The organism is Xanthomonas sp. MLO165, assembly GCF_018831305.1.
GTDB classification, from domain to species: domain Bacteria; phylum Pseudomonadota; class Gammaproteobacteria; order Xanthomonadales; family Xanthomonadaceae; genus Xanthomonas; species Xanthomonas arboricola.
The window spans coordinates 2,704,611-2,720,935 of record NZ_CP029263.1 but is presented as its reverse complement, the minus strand read 5'-3'; the positions used below and the strand labels follow the sequence as shown (position 1 = coordinate 2,720,935).

The 16,325-nt window shown below is 68.7% G+C and carries 13 protein-coding genes; 8 read left to right on the top strand and 5 right to left on the bottom strand.

What is annotated here, in order from left to right:
- Positions 1-202: 202 nt before the first annotated feature.
- Both DGN21_RS11495 and DGN21_RS11490 read left to right on the top strand, forming a co-directional pair.
- Positions 203-1,948, top strand: coding sequence for a formylglycine-generating enzyme family protein (locus DGN21_RS11495; protein ID WP_308632369.1), 1,746 nt, complete (start codon positions 203-205; stop codon positions 1,946-1,948).
- 244 nt (positions 1,949-2,192) lie between these two features.
- Positions 2,193-3,440: a virulence factor gene (locus DGN21_RS11490; protein WP_184551101.1), complete on the top strand. Its 1,248-nt coding sequence runs from the start codon at positions 2,193-2,195 to the stop codon at positions 3,438-3,440.
- 234 nt (positions 3,441-3,674) lie between these two features.
- Here DGN21_RS11490 and xseA read toward each other — a convergent pair whose 3' ends face one another.
- Positions 3,675-5,015, bottom strand: coding sequence for an exodeoxyribonuclease VII large subunit (xseA, locus tag DGN21_RS11485; RefSeq protein ID WP_184551103.1), 1,341 nt, complete (start codon positions 5,013-5,015; stop codon positions 3,675-3,677).
- 54 nt (positions 5,016-5,069) lie between these two features.
- A complete protein-coding gene (gene queG / locus DGN21_RS11480; RefSeq protein ID WP_184551105.1) occupies positions 5,070-6,137 on the bottom strand; it encodes a tRNA epoxyqueuosine(34) reductase QueG in 1,068 nt (355 codons plus the stop codon).
- A gap of 24 nt (positions 6,138-6,161) precedes the next feature.
- Between queG and DGN21_RS11475 the strand changes: the two genes are divergently transcribed.
- The 6 genes from DGN21_RS11475 to DGN21_RS11450 all read left to right on the top strand — a co-directional run bounded on the left by DGN21_RS11475 (position 6,162) and on the right by DGN21_RS11450 (position 13,825).
- Entirely contained in the window at positions 6,162-7,649 is a 1,488-nt protein-coding gene (locus DGN21_RS11475) for an NAD(P)H-hydrate dehydratase (RefSeq protein ID WP_184551107.1), read from the top strand.
- Complete coding sequence (gene tsaE / locus DGN21_RS11470) at positions 7,646-8,146, top strand: tRNA (adenosine(37)-N6)-threonylcarbamoyltransferase complex ATPase subunit type 1 TsaE (protein WP_104574821.1); 501 nt, start codon at positions 7,646-7,648, stop codon at positions 8,144-8,146. The genes DGN21_RS11475 and tsaE overlap by 4 nt, the downstream gene beginning before the upstream one ends.
- A 70-nt stretch (positions 8,147-8,216) precedes the next feature.
- A complete protein-coding gene (locus DGN21_RS11465) occupies positions 8,217-9,911 on the top strand; it encodes an N-acetylmuramoyl-L-alanine amidase (protein ID WP_184551109.1) in 1,695 nt (564 codons plus the stop codon).
- Positions 9,912-10,048: 137 nt separating this feature from the next.
- Positions 10,049-11,908: a DNA mismatch repair endonuclease MutL gene (gene mutL, locus DGN21_RS11460; protein ID WP_184551111.1), complete on the top strand. Its 1,860-nt coding sequence runs from the start codon at positions 10,049-10,051 to the stop codon at positions 11,906-11,908.
- Positions 11,908-12,846: a DUF1684 domain-containing protein gene (locus tag DGN21_RS11455; RefSeq protein WP_104552612.1), complete on the top strand. Its 939-nt coding sequence runs from the start codon at positions 11,908-11,910 to the stop codon at positions 12,844-12,846. The genes mutL and DGN21_RS11455 overlap by 1 nt, the downstream gene beginning before the upstream one ends.
- A 28-nt stretch (positions 12,847-12,874) precedes the next feature.
- A complete protein-coding gene (locus tag DGN21_RS11450) occupies positions 12,875-13,825 on the top strand; it encodes a TraB/GumN family protein (protein ID WP_160954563.1) in 951 nt (316 codons plus the stop codon).
- A gap of 47 nt (positions 13,826-13,872) precedes the next feature.
- On the opposite strand, the gene phaR is transcribed toward DGN21_RS11450, so the two are convergent.
- The 3 genes from phaR to gluQRS form a co-directional block, all read right to left on the bottom strand.
- Positions 13,873-14,436, bottom strand: a complete 564-nt coding sequence (phaR, locus tag DGN21_RS11445) for a polyhydroxyalkanoate synthesis repressor PhaR (RefSeq protein WP_024939296.1) — start codon at positions 14,434-14,436, stop codon at positions 13,873-13,875.
- A 158-nt stretch (positions 14,437-14,594) separates the two neighbouring features.
- Positions 14,595-15,335 (bottom strand): beta-ketoacyl-ACP reductase, encoded by a 741-nt coding sequence (locus tag DGN21_RS11440; protein ID WP_024939297.1) that lies wholly within the window; start codon positions 15,333-15,335, stop codon positions 14,595-14,597.
- 84 nt (positions 15,336-15,419) lie between these two features.
- Positions 15,420-16,319 (bottom strand): tRNA glutamyl-Q(34) synthetase GluQRS, encoded by a 900-nt coding sequence (gene gluQRS / locus DGN21_RS11435; RefSeq protein ID WP_160954562.1) that lies wholly within the window; start codon positions 16,317-16,319, stop codon positions 15,420-15,422.
- Between the last annotated feature and the right edge of the window lie 6 nt (positions 16,320-16,325).

The following is a 16,325-nucleotide window of genomic DNA, read 5'->3' as shown; positions in this document are numbered from 1 at the left end:
AGCAAGGGTTTGCGCAGAACGCGCAGAATAGCCTAACGTCGCGATCGCCTGTCGTGCGGCAGAGCACTGGAAGGAGCAGGTGGTGGGTGAGTGCGGTAACCGGATCGCAGCATGGGCATTGGTTGCGCTAAGCGTGTGCGCCTGTTCGCGGACACCGACGCCGGCGCCTGCCGCTGCGCCGCAACCTGCCGCCGCCGCCGCGGTGCCGAGCAAGCCGAATGTGTCCATCGGTGGCGAAGAATCCGCCGAAACCGTGACGCAATGGCAGCCGCCGCCAGTGGACCTGGGCGATGAGCCGCTGGCGCAGGTGCGCAAGCGCGCCGACCAGGCATTGAAGGACGATCGGCTCTATCGCGACGCCGACGATGCGATTCCGCTGTATCTGGCAATCCAGCAACGCGCCGACGGCAAGGACGCGGCCAGCCGGCGCGGACTGGAGCAGGCGCGGCGCCGGTTGATCGAGCGCGGCCAGGCGCTGATCGCGCAGACCGACCGTCAGGACAGCGCGTTGGAACAGGCGCGTGAGCTGGCCATCGTGGCGCTGGCGCTCGCTCCGCAGGACCCGAAGGTGCGCGCACTGCAGCGCGCAGTGGAAACCGCACAGCGGGTGCTGAGCTTCAACCGTGCCGGCGAGGAGGATCTGCGTGGCGGCCGCCTGGGCGAGGACGGCAATGGGGCGCTGGTGAACTTTCGCGATGCGGCGCAGCTGGATCCGGACAACCCGCGCACGCGCCAGGGGCTGGCTGCAGTGGAAAGCGGCCTGCTGGCACGCGCCGAGCAGGCGGCCGAGGCGAGCGACTTCATCGGCGCACGCTACTGGTTGCAGATGGCCGGGCAGGTGCGTGAGCGCGCACCGACCATTGCCGATGCACGTGCGCGCATCGAGCGCATGCGTCGTGCCCAGATCGCCGCCCTGCACGACGCCGGCCTTCACGATCTCACCTCGCCCCGCGGCCTCAAGGCGGCTGGCGAAACACTGGCCGAGGTGCTGCGCATCGCCGACCCGGGCGATGCGGTGGCCGGCGATCTGCGGCGGCGGCTGGAACTGGCCACCCATTACGGCAGCTTCCGCCCCGGGCAGGTGTTCACCGACGGGCTCAAGGTCGGCGGGCGCGGTCCGCAGATGATCGTGGTGCCGCATGGCGCGTTCCAGATGGGCGCCGGCGATGCCGAGCCCGGCGCCTCCGATAACGAGCGCCCGGCGCATTACGTGCGTTTCGCGCGCGGCTTTGCGTTGTCGATCACCGAAGTGACGGTTGCCGAGTTCCGCCAGTTCGTCGAGGCGACCGGCGCGCGCCCGCGTGCCACCCGGCGCGGGCACTCGGTGGTGTACGACGAGCGCAGCGGCAACTTCATCCGCCGCAGCGGGGTGGATTGGCAGTCCGACTACAACGGTGCGCAGGCCGCGCCCAACAGCCCGGTGATGCACGTCAGCATCCGCGACGCCGAAGCCTATGCGAGCTGGCTGTCGGAACAGACCGGCCGTCATTACCACGTGCCCAGCGAGGCCGAGTTCGAATACGCGGTGCGCGCCGGCACCAGCGGGCGCTATCCCTGGGGCAATGCCGGCTCGCCGCCGCTGGATGCGGGCAACTTCACCGGCGGCAACGATGTCTCGCGCAGCGGCCGGCACTGGAACAACGGCTTTGTCGGCTATGGCGACGGCTTCTGGGGTCCGGCGCCGGTCGGCAGCTTTCGCGCCAATGCCTGGGGGCTGCACGACATGGGCGGCAACCTGAGCGAGTGGGTGGCCGACTGCTGGCATGCCAGCTATCGTCGCGCGCCGGCCGACGGTGCCGCTTGGTTCAATCCCGGCTGCCGGCAGCGCATGATCCGCGGCGGCAGCTGGGCCAACTCGCCGCAGCAGACGCGTGCGGCCTGGCGGCAGTCGCAGGACTCGGACAGCACCAGTGCGCGGATCGGCTTCCGCGTAGCGCGCGGGATCTAGGGCGCAGCTGCAAGTCCGTGCGCATGCGCGTTTTGCGCCGGCACGCAGATCGATCGCCGTGCCGTCCGGGTGGCTTGCGCCCCCCGCAGTGCCCGTCCGCCGCAACGCCCTAGGCAGGGCCTAGCCTTTACCGCCGCAGGACCAGGACGCGCAGGCTTAACCGCAGCGAACGCTGCCCGCAATCGCCATGGAACCGGCCGCCTCGGCCGCGGTCCAAGCGCCAGCGCTTGCGAGGATTGCGGTGATGGACTGGGGAATCAAGGTGTTTCGTTGGGTCATCGCGGCACTGCTGATCGGCGGCAGTGGCTACGCCGTGGCGCGTCATCTGCAGGACGGAAATACTGCCGGGCATTACCGCTCGGTGGAGGTGCTGCGTCCGGAAGGCACGCCGAAGGCCATGGTGGTGCTGTTGCCAGACAGCGGCCATGCGCAGGACGGCCAGCGGCTTGCCGAGATGCTGAGCAGCGACGGCGCGCTGGTCGCGGTGGTCGATACCGCCAGCTATCGCGAACGGGTGCGCGCGCATCACGCAGCCTGCAGCTCCCTGGCCGACGATGCCGAGCGATTGGGCAAGAAGTTGCTGCGCGCCGAGCATGTCGACGCGTTCCTGCCGCCGGTGCTGGTGGGGCAGGGCGATGGCGCGGTGCTGGCGCGGCAGGCGCTGGCCTCGGCCGCGCCCGACGTGCTGGGCGGCGCGGTTGTCGCCGATGGCGACGCCAGCGATGGTGGCCTGGCCTGCTCGCGCGACGTGCCCGATGCCAATCAAGGCTTCCTTGACGACCTGGTCGACGCTGCCAGCCCCATGCAGATCGCAGCGGCCACCCGGGGCCATTTCCTGACGGCCCAGGCGCAGGGCGTGGGCGATCTGCCGCTGGTCGAACTGCATGCGCCCGGCAGCGACCGCATGGTGGTCATGCTGTCCGGCGACGGCGGCTGGCGCGAACTCGATAAGGGCATTGCCGCGCGACTGCAGCAGCAGGGCGTGTCGGTGGTGGGCTGGAACAGCCTGCGCTACTTCTGGGCCAGCCGCACGCCGCAGCAGGTCGGGGCGGACCTGGATCGGGTGATTGCGACCTATCAACAGCGTTGGCATATCCACCATGTCGCGCTGGTGGGCTACTCGTTCGGCGCCGATGTGCTGCCGTTTGCCTATCCCGAGCTGTCGCCGCAGCAGCGCGCATCGGTGCAGTTTGTCAGCCTGCTCGGCCTTGCCCATCAAGCCGATTTCAAGGTGCGTGTCGGTGGCTGGCTTGGCTGGCATAACGATGCCGAGCGCGATGTGGAGCCGGCGATCCAGTCGCTGGACGCGCATCGCCTGCAATGCATCTATGGCGATCAGGAAAAGGACACGCTGTGCCCGGAGTTGCGCGCGCGTGGCGTGCAGGTGGTGGCGCGTCCGGGCGGGCATCACTTCGACCACGATCCGGTGGTGCTGGCCGGGCTGCTGCTGCAGGGCTGGCAGCAGGCGGCGCAGACGCCCAGTCATGGATAAAAAGCGTGCGAGGCCTGCCGGCGGGCATGCGGAGCGGTCGGTGGCGCGTCGAAGGGCCCGCCCCAGGTATGGCCCGCCCGGGTAAAGCGGGTGACGCCGTATCGGCGCTCCCTCCGTCCCAATCCACGACGATGCGCGGGCGACCTCGGTAGGCGCATCGTCGTCGCGGCACTGCGATGCATGTGTCCTTGGCGATTGCCCGCGGCAACCAGGCAGCAAGCGTGGTTGCCGCCCTCAGTCCTCGTTGCCTGGCTCGACCCGCACTTCGATGCTGCCATCGGCCAGCTGCGCACGCAGGCGTTCGCCGGCGCCGACCTCGGCGGCGCTGCGCACCACGCTGCCATCGGCGGGGCGGGTCACGATGGCATAGCCACGCGCGACGGTAGCGAGCGGGCTGACCGCTTCCAGCGAGCGTGCCAGGCTGCGCAGCCGCAGTTGGTCATGCTGCAGGCGCCGCTGCATCGCTGCCTGCGGATGCAGTGCGCGCAGTCGTTGCTGCAGCCTGGCCAGATCGCGTTGCGGGTTGTGCGCGTGCAGGCGCGCCTGCGTCCGTTGCAGGCGTGCCTGCAGACGCTCCAGCACCTGGGTCATGCGCGCGCGCAGCTGGCGGCCGGCGTCCTGCTGCCGGCGTTGCAGCAATTGCAGCCGCGCCTGCGGGCTGTGCGCACGCAGGCGCAGGGCGAGCCGGTCGGCGCGCTGCATCGCATTGCCCAGCGCGTGCTGCTGCAGCTGGGCCATGCGGGCGCGGGCGCGCCGCACGCGCGCGACCAGCTCGCGCTGATCGGGCACCAGCAGCTCCGCCGCCACCGAGGGCGTGGGCGCGCGTACGTCGGCCACGAAATCGCTGAGGCTGAAGTCGGTCTCGTGCCCGACCGCCGACACCACCGGCGTCTGCGCGGCGGCAATCGCGCGGGCCAGGCGTTCGTCGTTGAAGGCCCACAGGTCTTCCAGCGAGCCACCGCCGCGGGTGATCAGAATGACGTCGTAGCGCCCGGAGGCATCGGCGCGCTGCAGCAACGAGGTGATCTGCGCCGCGGCGCTGTCGCCCTGCACCAGCGAGGGCAGCAGGTCCACTTCCAGCAACGGAAAGCGGCGCGCCAGGACGCTGAGTACGTCGCGCACCGCCGCACCGCTGGGCGAGGTGATCACTGCCAGCCGTCGCACATGCGCCGGCAACGGCTGCTTGCGCTCGGCATCGAACAGGCCCTCGGCGGCCAGGCGCGCACGCAGTTCGTCGAAGGCCCGGCGCAGGGCGCCTTCGCCAGCCTCTTCCATGTGGTCGAGTACCAGCTGGTAGTCGCCGCGCGCTTCGTACAGCGTGAGACGTCCGCGCGCGAGCACGCGCAGCCCTTCGCGCGGCTGGAACTTCAGCCAGGTGCTCTTGGGCTTGAACATCGCGCAACGGATCTGCGCGCGCGCGTCCTTGAGCGTGAAGTACAGATGGCCCGAGGACGGGCGCGTGACGCTGCTCAGCTCTGCCTCCACCCAGACCAGCGGAAAGCTGCCTTCCAGCAGGTCGCGTGCCAGCGTATTGAGCTGGCTGGGGGTGAGGATCTGTTCGTTGCGGTCGGCCATCGCCGCATTATCCCGCAGCGGCGATGCGCATGCGTGAGCGCATCGGGCGGGACCTCACAAGCCGTGTTGCGCCAGCGCCCAACCCACGTGTTCGCGCACCAGCTCCGAGGCGTCGTGGCGGCGCGCTTCCAGCGCCGCCAACACCTCCGGCGTACCGGGCGCATTGCCCAGGCCGATCGCGATGTTGCGCAGCCAGCGTTGATGGCCGCTGCGACGGATCGGGCTGCCTTCGGTGCGGTGCAGGAACTCGTCTTCGTCCCAGGCGAACAGCTGCGGCAGCGTCGCCACATCCAGCTCGTTGCGGGCGCGGAAATCGGCTTCGTCGGTGCGCTGGGCGAACTTGTTCCAGGGGCAGACCAGCTGGCAGTCGTCGCAACCGAAGATGCGGTTGCCGATCGGCTTGCGCATCTGCTCGGGAATCGCGCCCTCGTGTTCGATGGTGAGATAGGCGATACAACGGCGCGCATCCAGCCGGTACGGGGCGATGATGGCCTGGGTCGGGCAGACGTCGATGCAGCGCGTGCAGGTGCCGCAATGCGCAGTGGCCGGGGTGTCGATGGGCAAGGGCAGGTCGAGGTAGATCTCGCCCAGGAAGAACCACGAGCCGCCATTGCGATCGATCAGGCAGGTGTGTTTGCCGATCCAGCCCAGCCCGGCATTGCGCGCCAGTGCGCGCTCCAGCACCGGTGCCGAATCCACGAAGACCCGATAGCCGAACGCGCCGACTTCGCCCTGGATACGCTCGGCCAGTTTCTGCAGCCGGTTGCGCATCAGCTTGTGGTAATCGCGCCCCAGTGCGTAGCGCGCCACGTAGGCGCGGCGGCCGTCGTGCAAGGTGTTCCAGGCCTCAGTGTCGTCCTTGCGGCCGTAGTCCATGCCGACCGACAGCACGCGCAAGGTGCCCGGCACCAGTTCCTGCGGGCGCGAGCGCTTGTCGCCGTGCTGGGCCATCCAGTGCATGGTCCCGTACAGGCCTTCTTCCAGCCAGCTGCGCAGATGCGCCTCGTCTTCGCCGAGCTCGATGCCGGTGATGCCGCAGCGTTGGAAGCCGGCCTCGCGCGCGAGCGCACGGATGCGCGCGGCAGCGTCGGTGGGGTCGGGGCGGGCAAGGACGGCAGACATGGCGACAAGTATAGAATTCCCGGCATGTACGCACCGCTCGATCTTTACGACACCGCCGCCGCGCGCAGGCTGGACACGCAGGCCACCACGCTGCTCGGCGGCGACGGCTACATCTTGATGCAGCGCGCCGGGCAGGCCGCCTGGCAGCATCTGCTGGAACGCTGGCCGCAGGCGCGCCGCATCGTGGTGGTCTGCGGCACCGGTAACAACGGCGGCGACGGCTATGTGCTGGCACGCCTGGCGCAGCGGGCCGGGCGCCAGGTGCAGGTGGTGCATCTTGCCGAGCACGGCCCGGCATCGCCGCTGGCGCAGCGCGCCTGTACCGACTATCTGGGCGTGGGCGGTGCGATCGAGCTGTTTCCCTCGCCGCTGGCGCAGGCCGATGTGATCGTCGATGCGCTGTTCGGCATCGGCCTCAACCGCGCGCCCGACGCCGAGATCACCGCCTTGATCGACGCCATCAACGCCGCCGGTGTGCCGGTGCTCGCACTGGATGTGCCCAGCGGCATCGATGCCGATCATGGCGTGGCCTTCGGTGCCGCGGTGCGCGCGCAGGCCACCTTGCAGTTCATCGTGCCGCACCTGGGGCTCTATACCGGTGATGCGCTGGAGCATGCCGGCACGCGCGCAACCGCGTCGCTGGACGTGCCGGATGCCGCGTTCGACGGCCTGGCGCCGGCCGCGCACAGCTGGGACATCGACGCCCTGGCCGCGCAGTTGCGCCCGCGGCGACGCAATACGCACAAGGGCGAGTCCGGTCGCGTGCTATGCGTCGGCGGCAACCTCGGCAGCGGCGGCGCGATCATGCTCACCGCCGAAGCAGCCCTGCGCAGCGGGGCAGGGCTGGTGCAGGTCGCCACCCGCGCCGAGCACGTCGCGCCGCTGCTGGCGCGTTGCCCGGAAGCGATGGTGCGTTCTGTGCAGGCCGAAGACGACATCGCCGCGTTGGCTGACGCCGCCGACGTGGTCGCGCTGGGTCCGGGCCTGGGGCAGGACGCCTGGGCGCAGCAGTTGTGGCGCGCGGTGCTGGCCTCGCACAGCGCCGTGGTCATCGATGCCGATGGCCTGAATCTGCTGGCTGCCAACCCGGTGCCGGCGCGCGGCCCGCGCGTGTTGACCCCGCATCCCGGCGAGGCTGGACGTCTGCTGGGGATGTCGACCAGGCAGGTTCAGCAGGATCGACTGGCTGCCGCGGACGCATTGGCCAAACGTTTCGATGCAGTGGTGGTGCTCAAGGGCGCCGGCAGCGTGATCGCCGCGCCGCACGCAGTGCCGCGCATCATCGATGCCGGCAATCCGGGCATGGCTGTCGGCGGCATGGGCGACCTGCTGACCGGCGTGATCGCAGCCTTGCTGGCCCAGGGCTGGTCGCCCTTCGATGCCGCCAGCCTGGGCGCCTTGTTGCATGCCTGTGCCGGCGATGCGGCGGCGCGCGCGGGCGAGCGCGGCCTGCTGCCGACCGATCTGCTGCCCGAACTGCGCCGCCTCGCCAATGCCGGAGCCATTGCATGAGCCCACTCAGCGCACACCTGGTCGATGCGCAGGCCACCGAAACCCTGGGGCAGGCCCTGGCCGCGGTGCGGCCCACCCGCGCGATGGTGCAACTGCACGGCGATCTCGGCGCCGGCAAATCCACACTGGCGCGCGCCCTGCTGCGCGCACTCGGCGTCACCGGGCCGATTCGCAGCCCCACCTACACGCTGGTCGAGCGCTATCCGCTCGGCACTGGCGACGAGGCCTGGCATCTGGATCTGTACCGCATCGGGCAGGCCGGGGAACTGGATTTTCTCGGGCTCGACGAGGGCAGCGCCAGCCTGTGGCTGGTCGAATGGCCGGAACGCGGCGCTGGTGCATTGCCGCCGGTGGATCTGGACGTGGAACTGGCAGTCGACGGCGAGGGGCGCAGCGTGACGTTGCTGGGCCGCAGCGAAACCGGCCGCGACTGGCTGAGGCGGCTGTCGGACTTGCCTCAGTTGCAGTCCCTTTGTGCCAGCTCACAGGAAGAATGAACGCCAGGTTGTGGATTATTAAGGGAAATCACCTTGCAATTCACACGTTTGGGTGATTGAATCCAGCGCCATGACACCGGGGTTCCGCCAGTTCTGTGTTTCCACCGTGACCGCCAGCCTCAGCCTGGCGGTTTTTGCTGCGTGGGCCGGCGAAATCAAGGGCGTGGGCGTCAGCACCGGTGCCACCGGCACGCGTGCGGAGATCCAGCTCGCCGGTAGCGGCGGATTCAAGACGCTGTCGCTGGCCAACCCCAATCGGCTGGTGGTGGACTTTCCTGATTCCTCGGGTGTGCGTGGCCTCAAGCTGCCGCCGGCTGCCGGCCTGGTGACGTCGGTGCGTACCGGTCAACCGGTACCGGGCACCTTCCGGGTGGTATTCGAGCTGGCAACGCCGGTGACGCCGTTGAAGCCGCAGATGCAGACGCTGGGTAGTGCATCCACCCTGGTTATCGAGTGGCCGGGCGATCCGCCGTCTGCCGGCACGGTGGCCGCCGCGCCTGCCGCGCCGCCGCCGCGCCCGGCCAATGCACAATCGGAAGCCGCCCGCGCAACCGCTGCGTTGGCGGCGTCTGCGCAGCGCGCGTCGGTGGTGCCGCCTGCTTCGGCGCCCGCACCATATGTGCCTGCGTCGGCCATGCCCAGTGTGACTCCGGCACCGGTACCGACCACGGTCGCCACCGGCGTGCCGACACCGCGTCCAGGCACCGCCACGACCGCGGTGACGACCAGCACGGCCGCGCCAGCAAGCACCGCCGGCACCCCGAACCGCGTCACCGTCCCCACCGCCGGTGCCGCGCCCGGCTCGGCGCTGCCAGGCAACGCCGCATCGCCGGCTGCGATCCTGAATGGCGGCAGCGCGCCGCTGGGTGCTGCATCCGCCAATGCCATGGCTGCCATGCCGAATGCGGCTGCCGGCAGTATGGCCTCGGCGGACAGCGATGACCTGCCGCCGCGTCCGGTGCTGCCCAGCGAGGCCTCGCGGATCAAGATGGCACCGGGCATGCGGCCGCTGATCGTTGCCATCGATCCGGGACACGGCGGCCAGGATCCTGGCGCCATGGGCCCGACCGGCAAGCGCGAAAAAGACGTCACCCTGGCAGTCGGCCGCGAACTGGCGCGCCAGATCAATGCCACGCCCGGCATGAAGGCCTACCTGACGCGCGATACCGACGTGTTCATTCCGCTGCCGATGCGCGCGCAGAAGGCACGCGCCGCCAAGGCCGACATCTTCATCTCCATCCACGCCGACGCTGCCGAAAACCGCAGTGCGACCGGCTCGTCGGTCTATGTACTGTCGACCAAGGGCGCCTCCTCGCAGCGCGCGCGCTGGCTGGCCGACAAGGAAAATGCCGCCGACCTGGTCGGCGGCGTGCGTCTGCAGCAGACCGAAAGCACGCTGGCCAACGTGTTGCTGGACCTGGCGCAGAGTGGCCACATGAAGGCCTCCGAAGATGCGGCAGGGCACGTGCTCGGCGGCCTCAAGCGGATCGGCAACAATCACAAACCGCAGCTGGAACGCGCCAACTTTGCGGTGCTGCGCACCTCCGACATGCCGGCAATGCTGGTGGAAACCGCCTTCATTTCCAATCCGGACGAAGAGCGCCGGCTGATCGACCCGGCTTACCAGCGCAAGATCGCCTCGGCAGTGCTGGATGGCATCGATACCTTCTTCACCCGCCAGCCGCCGCCGGGCACCCTGTTTGCCGCGCGCGCGCAAGCCGAAGCCGATGCCAGCGCTGGCACCGTGGCCGGCGGCAGCCGCTGAGCCGCTCGGCTATCATTCCGCACTGATTCCTTGATGACGGCGCCTGCGCGCCGCCGGATTGCCGTGCCGACGTCTGTCTTGCCTGTTACACCCCCGATGCCCTCCGCAGTCTGCGTCCAGTGCGAGCGCCTGTGCTGATGGCGATCCGTCAGCTCCCCGAGATCCTGATCAACCAGATTGCTGCCGGCGAAGTCGTCGAGCGGCCTGCGTCGGTGGTCAAGGAACTGGTCGAAAACGCACTCGATGCCGGCGCCACCCGCGTGGATATCGAGCTGGAAGAGGGCGGCGTGCGGCTGATCCGTATCCGCGACAACGGTGGCGGCATCGCCCCCGACGAACTGCCGCTGGCGGTGTCGCGGCATGCCACCAGCAAGATCGCATCGCTGGACGATCTGGAGACCGTGGCCACGCTCGGATTCCGCGGCGAAGCCCTGCCGTCGATCGCCTCGGTCAGCCGTTTCACGCTGATCTCGCGGCGCCACGATGCCGAACACGGCTCCGCACTGGAGATCGATGGCGGGCGCCTGAGCGAGGTGATGCCACGTGCACACGCGCCCGGCACCACGGTCGAAGTGCGCGAGCTGTTCTTCAACGTGCCGGCGCGGCGCAAGTTCCTGCGTGCCGAGCGCACCGAGCTGGGGCATATCGAAGAATGGCTGCGCTCGTTGGCGTTGGCGCGCCCGGATGTGGAATTGCGGGTCTCGCACAACGGCAAACCGTCGCGTCGCTACAAGCCGGGCGATCTGTATTCGGATGCGCGGCTGGGCGAAACCCTGGGCGAGGATTTCGCGCGGCAGGCCTTGCGCGTCGATCACAGTGGCGCCGGCCTGCGGCTGCATGGCTGGGTCGCGCAGCCGCATTACTCGCGCGCCAGTACCGACCAGCAGTATCTCTACGTCAATGGCCGCTCGGTGCGCGATCGCAGCGTCGCGCACGCGGTCAAGATGGCCTATGGCGATGTGCTGTTCCATGGGCGCCAGCCGGCCTACGTGCTGTTCCTGGAACTGGATCCGGCGCGTGTGGACGTCAACGTGCATCCGGCCAAGCACGAGGTGCGTTTCCGTGAGGCGCGGCTGATCCACGACTTCGTCTACCGCACCTTGCAGGACGCGCTGGCGCATACGCGTGCCGGTGCGATGCCCAACAGCCTTGGCACCGAGGGCGCCAGCGACGCGGTTGCGGCGCCGGGCGGCATGCTCGACCGACCAAACTACGGAGGCGGAGGCGGTGGCGGCGGTGCCGGCTATGGTCAGTGGACGCCATCGCAGACTCCACTGGGCCTGCGCGTGGACGAGGCGCGTGCGGCCTACAGCGCGCTGTATGCGCCGCCGTCCAGTGGCACGCAGCAGCAGTCTGCCGCCTTGCCGGAGGGCAGCGGGATGGGCCTGCCGGCGACTGCCGCGGACAGTGGCGTGCCGCCGCTGGGGTATGCCGTCGCGCAGTTGCACGGCATCTACATCCTGGCCGAAAACGCCGAAGGCCTGATCGTGGTGGACATGCATGCCGCGCACGAACGTATCGGCTACGAGCGGCTCAAGAACGCGCACGACAGTATCGGCCTGCACGCACAACCGCTGCTGGTGCCGATGACGCTGGCGGTGGGCGAGCGCGAGGCCGACACCGCCGAGCGCGAGGCCGACACGCTGGCCAGCCTGGGCTTCGAGATCACCCGCGCCGGCCCGCAGTCGCTGCATGTGCGCAGCATTCCCGCGCTGCTTGCCAATGCCGACCCGGAGGCGTTGTTGCGCGATGTGCTCGGCGATCTGCGCGAGCATGGCCAGAGCCGGCGCATTGCCAGTGCGCGCGACGAACTGCTTTCCACGATGGCGTGCCACGGCGCGGTGCGCGCGAACCGGCGCCTGACCGTGCCTGAAATGAACGCACTGCTGCGCGATATGGAAATCACCGAGCGCTCGGGCCAATGCAACCATGGCCGACCGACCTGGGCACGGTTTACGCTGGGCGAAATCGATCGCTGGTTCCTGAGGGGGCGCTGATGGCTGTATTGCACAAGGGGAACCGCTGGCTGCTCGGCATGCTGGTGTGTGCGGCGCTGGCCGGCTGCGGCAAGGATGCATCGCCACCGGCAGCGCCGGCCGCACTCGACAAGGCCTTCCTGGCCGACAACGCGGCCTGGCGCGAAGCGCGCCTGACCGAGTTGCGCGCGCCCGATGGCTGGACCAGCCTGGTCGGCCTGCACTGGCTGTCGCTGAAGGCGCATTACATCGGCAGCAGTGCCGACAGCGGCATCAGGCTGGCGGTCGGGCCACCCAAGATGGGCATGGTCGCGACCGAGGCCGATACGGTCTGGTTCGTGCCCGAGCGCGGCGCAGCATTGACCGTCGACGGCAAGCCGCTGACCGGCAGGATCCGCTTCCAGTCCGATCGCGACCCGCAGCCGACCTTCATCCATTTCGATGACGGCAAGGGTGTGTTGAGCCTGATCCATCGCGGCGACCGCAATGCGCTGCGGGTCAAGCATGCCGACGCGCCATCGCGCAGCCACTTTGCCGGGCTGGACTACTGGCCGGTCGATCCGTCCTGGCGCATCAGCGCGCGCTATGTGCCCAACGATGTCGGCAAGACCATTCCGATCGTGGACATCGTCGGCATCAGTAGCGAACAGCCCAACGCCGGGGCAATCACCTTCGAGCGCGATGGCAAGGCGTACCGGCTGGAGACCATCGGCGAACCCGGGCGGCCGATGTTCGTGGTGTTCGCCGATCGCACCAGTGGGCACGGCAGTTATCCGGCCGGGCGCTTTCTCGACCTGGACGTGCCCGACGCCTCCGGGCATGTGGTCGTCGATTTCAACCGTGCCTACAACCCGCCGTGCGCGTTCACTCCGTTTGCGACCTGTCCGCTGCCGCCGCCGGAAAACCGCATCGACCTGGCGGTGTCGGCCGGCGAGAAGACCTACAAGGTGCCGCACTGACGTGGAGACCAACGTGGTGAAGGCAAGCATGCGCGCCCGGTTGATAGCCTGGTCCAGCAGTGCGGTCATCGCTCTGGCGTTATGGAGCGGGGCGGTCGCGCCGACCTGGGCGCGCGCCGGCAACGAGGCGCCGGCCGGTCCGCCGGTGCCGCTGTTGTGGAAGGTGGATGGCAAGGGCGGCACGCTGTATCTGCTGGGTTCGTTCCATGTGCTCAAGCCCAGTGATTACCCGTTGTCGCCGGATGTGATGCAGGCTTTCGCCAAGGCCGACCGGCTGGTGTTCGAACTGCCGCCCTCCGATGCGCAGTCGCCCGAGCTGGCCGGCCGCATGCTGCAGGCGGCGCGGCGCAGCGACGGGCGTCGCCTGCAGGACGCACTGGATCCGAAGACCTGGCAGGCGCTGACCACCTATGCCCGCAAACACGGGATGCCGGTGGACAGCTTGCAGACCCTGGAACCCTGGTTCGTGGCGCTGACGATCAGCCTGGCGGAGATGAGCCGGCAAGGCATGGACCCGAACGCCGGTCTGGATCATTACCTGATGGCGCAGGCACAGGCCGGTGGCAAACCGGCCGATGGGCTGGAGCGTGCCGAAGAGCAGATTGCCTTGCTCGATGGCATGTCGCCCACCGAACAGCATCAGCTGCTGGAGGAATCGCTGGACGATGCCGGCGGCAACGATCAGCTACGTCAGCTGCACGCGGCCTGGCGCAGTGGCGATGTGCGTACCCTGTCCACGCAGATGGCCGAAGAAATGCGGCAGCACTACCCGGCGCTGTACCAGGACATCAATGTCGAGCGCAATGCGCGCTGGGTGCCGCGGCTGGAGCAGCGGCTCGGCAAAGGCAGCGGGACCACGCTGGTGGTGGTCGGTGCGCTGCACCTGCTGGGAAGCGATGGCGTGGTGGAGCGTCTGCGCGCACGGGGCTATCACGTGGAGCGGATCTGCTCGGCCTGCGCGGGGCAGGCAAGCCGCTGATCGGTGGCGCCGCGGAGCGTGTCACGGCTCCCGGCGCCGCGCGTGGGTTACCCGCGGTTGCGGGCCTTGCCGGCGCTGCCGGCAGTGCCGTGCGTGCCGGTGCCCATCGGGCCGCTGCCCATGCCGCTGGCACCCGGCGGGGTCGGCGGCGTGCCGGGGCCGCCAGGACGGCCGAAGCCGGCACCAAAGTTGCGCTGGAACTCCTGCCACAACTCCAGGTTGCGCTCGGTCAGCTGGTTCATCATCGCCCACGGGGTCTGCCCGAGCAGGTTACCCATCTGTTGGCGGAACTGCTGCTGCTGATCCAGGAACACCTGCATGCTGCGCTCCAGGTAGTTGCCCATGAAGCCCTGCAGCGAGTCGCCGTAGAAACGGATGATCTGACTCAGCAACTGGGTCGACAGCATCGGCTCGCCGTCCTGCTCGCGGTCGGCAATGATCTGCAGCAAGACTGCGCGGCTGAGGTCTTCGCCGCTCTTGGCGTCGCGTACCTCGAATTCTTCGCCGTCGATGATGAGCTGACGCACATCCTCGATGGTGATGTAGCTGGAAATTTCCGTGTCGTAGAGACGGCGATTGGGATACTTCTTGATGATGCGAAGTCCGGCCATGGAACGTTCACTCACAACGATAGTGCGCGCAGGATGGCGCACCGCAGCAGCCCTTGCAACCGCCACAAGGCCTTATTTTCTTAAGTAGACACATAAAAAATGTTGCGCAGCATGATTTTCAAGGGTTTTTATGCTGCATCGCAAAGTTGCAGCAAAGCTCACCAGCCCATGTGGTGGCCGCCGTTGATATCCAGGTTGGAGCCGGTGATCCAGGCGGCCTCTTCCGCGACCAGGAATGCGACCGCATAGGCGATTTCTTCCGGCCGGCCCAGGCGGCCGGTGGGGATGTCGGCAACGATCTTGGCGCGCACCTCTTCAGGGACCGCCATCACCATGTCGGTGGCCACATACCCCGGCGACACGGTATTGACGGTCACTCCGAACGCGGCATTTTCGCGTGCCAGGGAAATGGTGAAGCCATGCATGCCGGCCTTGGCGGCCGCGTAATTGGCCTGCCCGTACTGGCCCTTCAGACCATTGATCGAACTGATCTGGATCACCCGTCCCCAGCCGCGCTGGCGCATGCCCTCGATCACCGGGCGGGTGACGTTGAACACCGAGTTGAGATTGGTGTTGATGACGTCATGCCATTGCTCGGCAGTCATGCGATGGAAGGTGGTGTCGCGGGTGATGCCGGCGTTGTTGACCAGTATTTCGATCGGCCCCAGCGCTGCCTGGACGTCCTCGACCAGGCTGCGCGCATGTTCGGAGGACGCCACATCTCCTCGGAACAGGGCGATATCGTAGCCCTGGGTCTGCATGCGCTGCTGCCACGCCTGGGCTTTTTCGGCATTGCGGAAGTTGCTGGCCACCCGGTGGCCCTGGTCGGCCAGGCGCTTGCAGATGGCGGTGCCGATACCGCCGGTGCCGCCGGTGACCAATACGACGCGAGATGTCATGACGACTCCAATGGACAGGTAAGACTGGGGGCGGGCGGGGCACAGGCGCGCTGCCTGGCCCGACGCCAGTGCCGGGGCGCAATTCTAGTCACGCCGGGGCTGCGATGCGCGTCCGTCCGCGTCCAGATGCAGGTGCCGGGGCAACCGCTGTGGCGAAAAATGCTGCACCGCATGCTGCAGCAAGGTGTCCAGCGCCGCCCGGCGCGGCAAGGCTGCCGGCTGCTGTCCCAGCACGGCCCAGGCTGCGTGCAGGGCCGGTTGCGGATCGGCATCGTCCAGCGCGGGCGCAGCGTGCGACTTGGACAGCTTGCGGCCGGTGTGATCCAGGATCAGCGGCAGGTGCAGGTAGCGCGGTTGCGGCAGGCCCAGCGCGCGCTGCAGCAACAACTGGCGCGGGGTGGAGTCCAGCAGGTCGGCGCCGCGCACGACATCGGTGATGGCCTGCGCGGCATCGTCGACCACCACCGCCAGCTGGTAAGCCCAGTAGCCATCGGCGCGGCGCAGCACCACGTCGCCGACCTCGGCATGCACGTCCTGCACCACATGGCCCTGCAGCGCGTCGTCGAAGCCGACCGGCGGCTGTGGCGGCACCCGCAGGCGCACCGCGCGGCGGGCGCCCAGTGGCGCCACGCAGGCGTGGTGGATGCCGCCCATGCCGGCAAGGTCGGCCCGGCTGCAGCTGCATTCGAACGCCAGTCCCGCCTCCAGCAAGGTGGTGACGGCGGCGTCGTACTGTGCGTGGCGCTCGGATTGATACAGCACCGGCAAGTCCGAGTGCAGGCCGAAGGCGGCCAGCGTGCGCAGTTGGCGTGCGGAGGCGCCGGGTTCGGCACGCGGTGGATCGATGTCTTCGATGCGCACACACCACTGACCGCCGGCATGCCGCGCCAGCAGCCAGCTGCCGAATGCCGCTAGCAGGGAGCCGAAGTGCAGCGGGCCGGTCGGGGAGGGTGCGAAGCGGCCGCGGTAGGGGAGAGCTGGCATGATCGG

Coding starts and splice junctions, on each gene's coding strand:
- DGN21_RS11455 (WP_104552612.1), top strand. CDS start 11,908: ATGGCTGTATTGCACAAGGGGAACCGCTGGCTGCTCGGCATGCTGGTG.
- DGN21_RS11440 (WP_024939297.1), bottom strand. CDS start 15,335: ATGACATCTCGCGTCGTATTGGTCACCGGCGGCACCGGCGGTATCGGC.
- DGN21_RS11465 (WP_184551109.1), top strand. CDS start 8,217: ATGACACCGGGGTTCCGCCAGTTCTGTGTTTCCACCGTGACCGCCAGC.
- gluQRS (WP_160954562.1), bottom strand. CDS start 16,319: ATGCCAGCTCTCCCCTACCGCGGCCGCTTCGCACCCTCCCCGACCGGC.
- DGN21_RS11490 (WP_184551101.1), top strand. CDS start 2,193: ATGGACTGGGGAATCAAGGTGTTTCGTTGGGTCATCGCGGCACTGCTG.
- DGN21_RS11475 (WP_184551107.1), top strand. CDS start 6,162: ATGTACGCACCGCTCGATCTTTACGACACCGCCGCCGCGCGCAGGCTG.
- xseA (WP_184551103.1), bottom strand. CDS start 5,015: ATGGCCGACCGCAACGAACAGATCCTCACCCCCAGCCAGCTCAATACG.
- mutL (WP_184551111.1), top strand. CDS start 10,049: ATGGCGATCCGTCAGCTCCCCGAGATCCTGATCAACCAGATTGCTGCC.
- DGN21_RS11450 (WP_160954563.1), top strand. CDS start 12,875: ATGCGCGCCCGGTTGATAGCCTGGTCCAGCAGTGCGGTCATCGCTCTG.
- tsaE (WP_104574821.1), top strand. CDS start 7,646: ATGAGCCCACTCAGCGCACACCTGGTCGATGCGCAGGCCACCGAAACC.
- phaR (WP_024939296.1), bottom strand. CDS start 14,436: ATGGCCGGACTTCGCATCATCAAGAAGTATCCCAATCGCCGTCTCTAC.
- queG (WP_184551105.1), bottom strand. CDS start 6,137: ATGTCTGCCGTCCTTGCCCGCCCCGACCCCACCGACGCTGCCGCGCGC.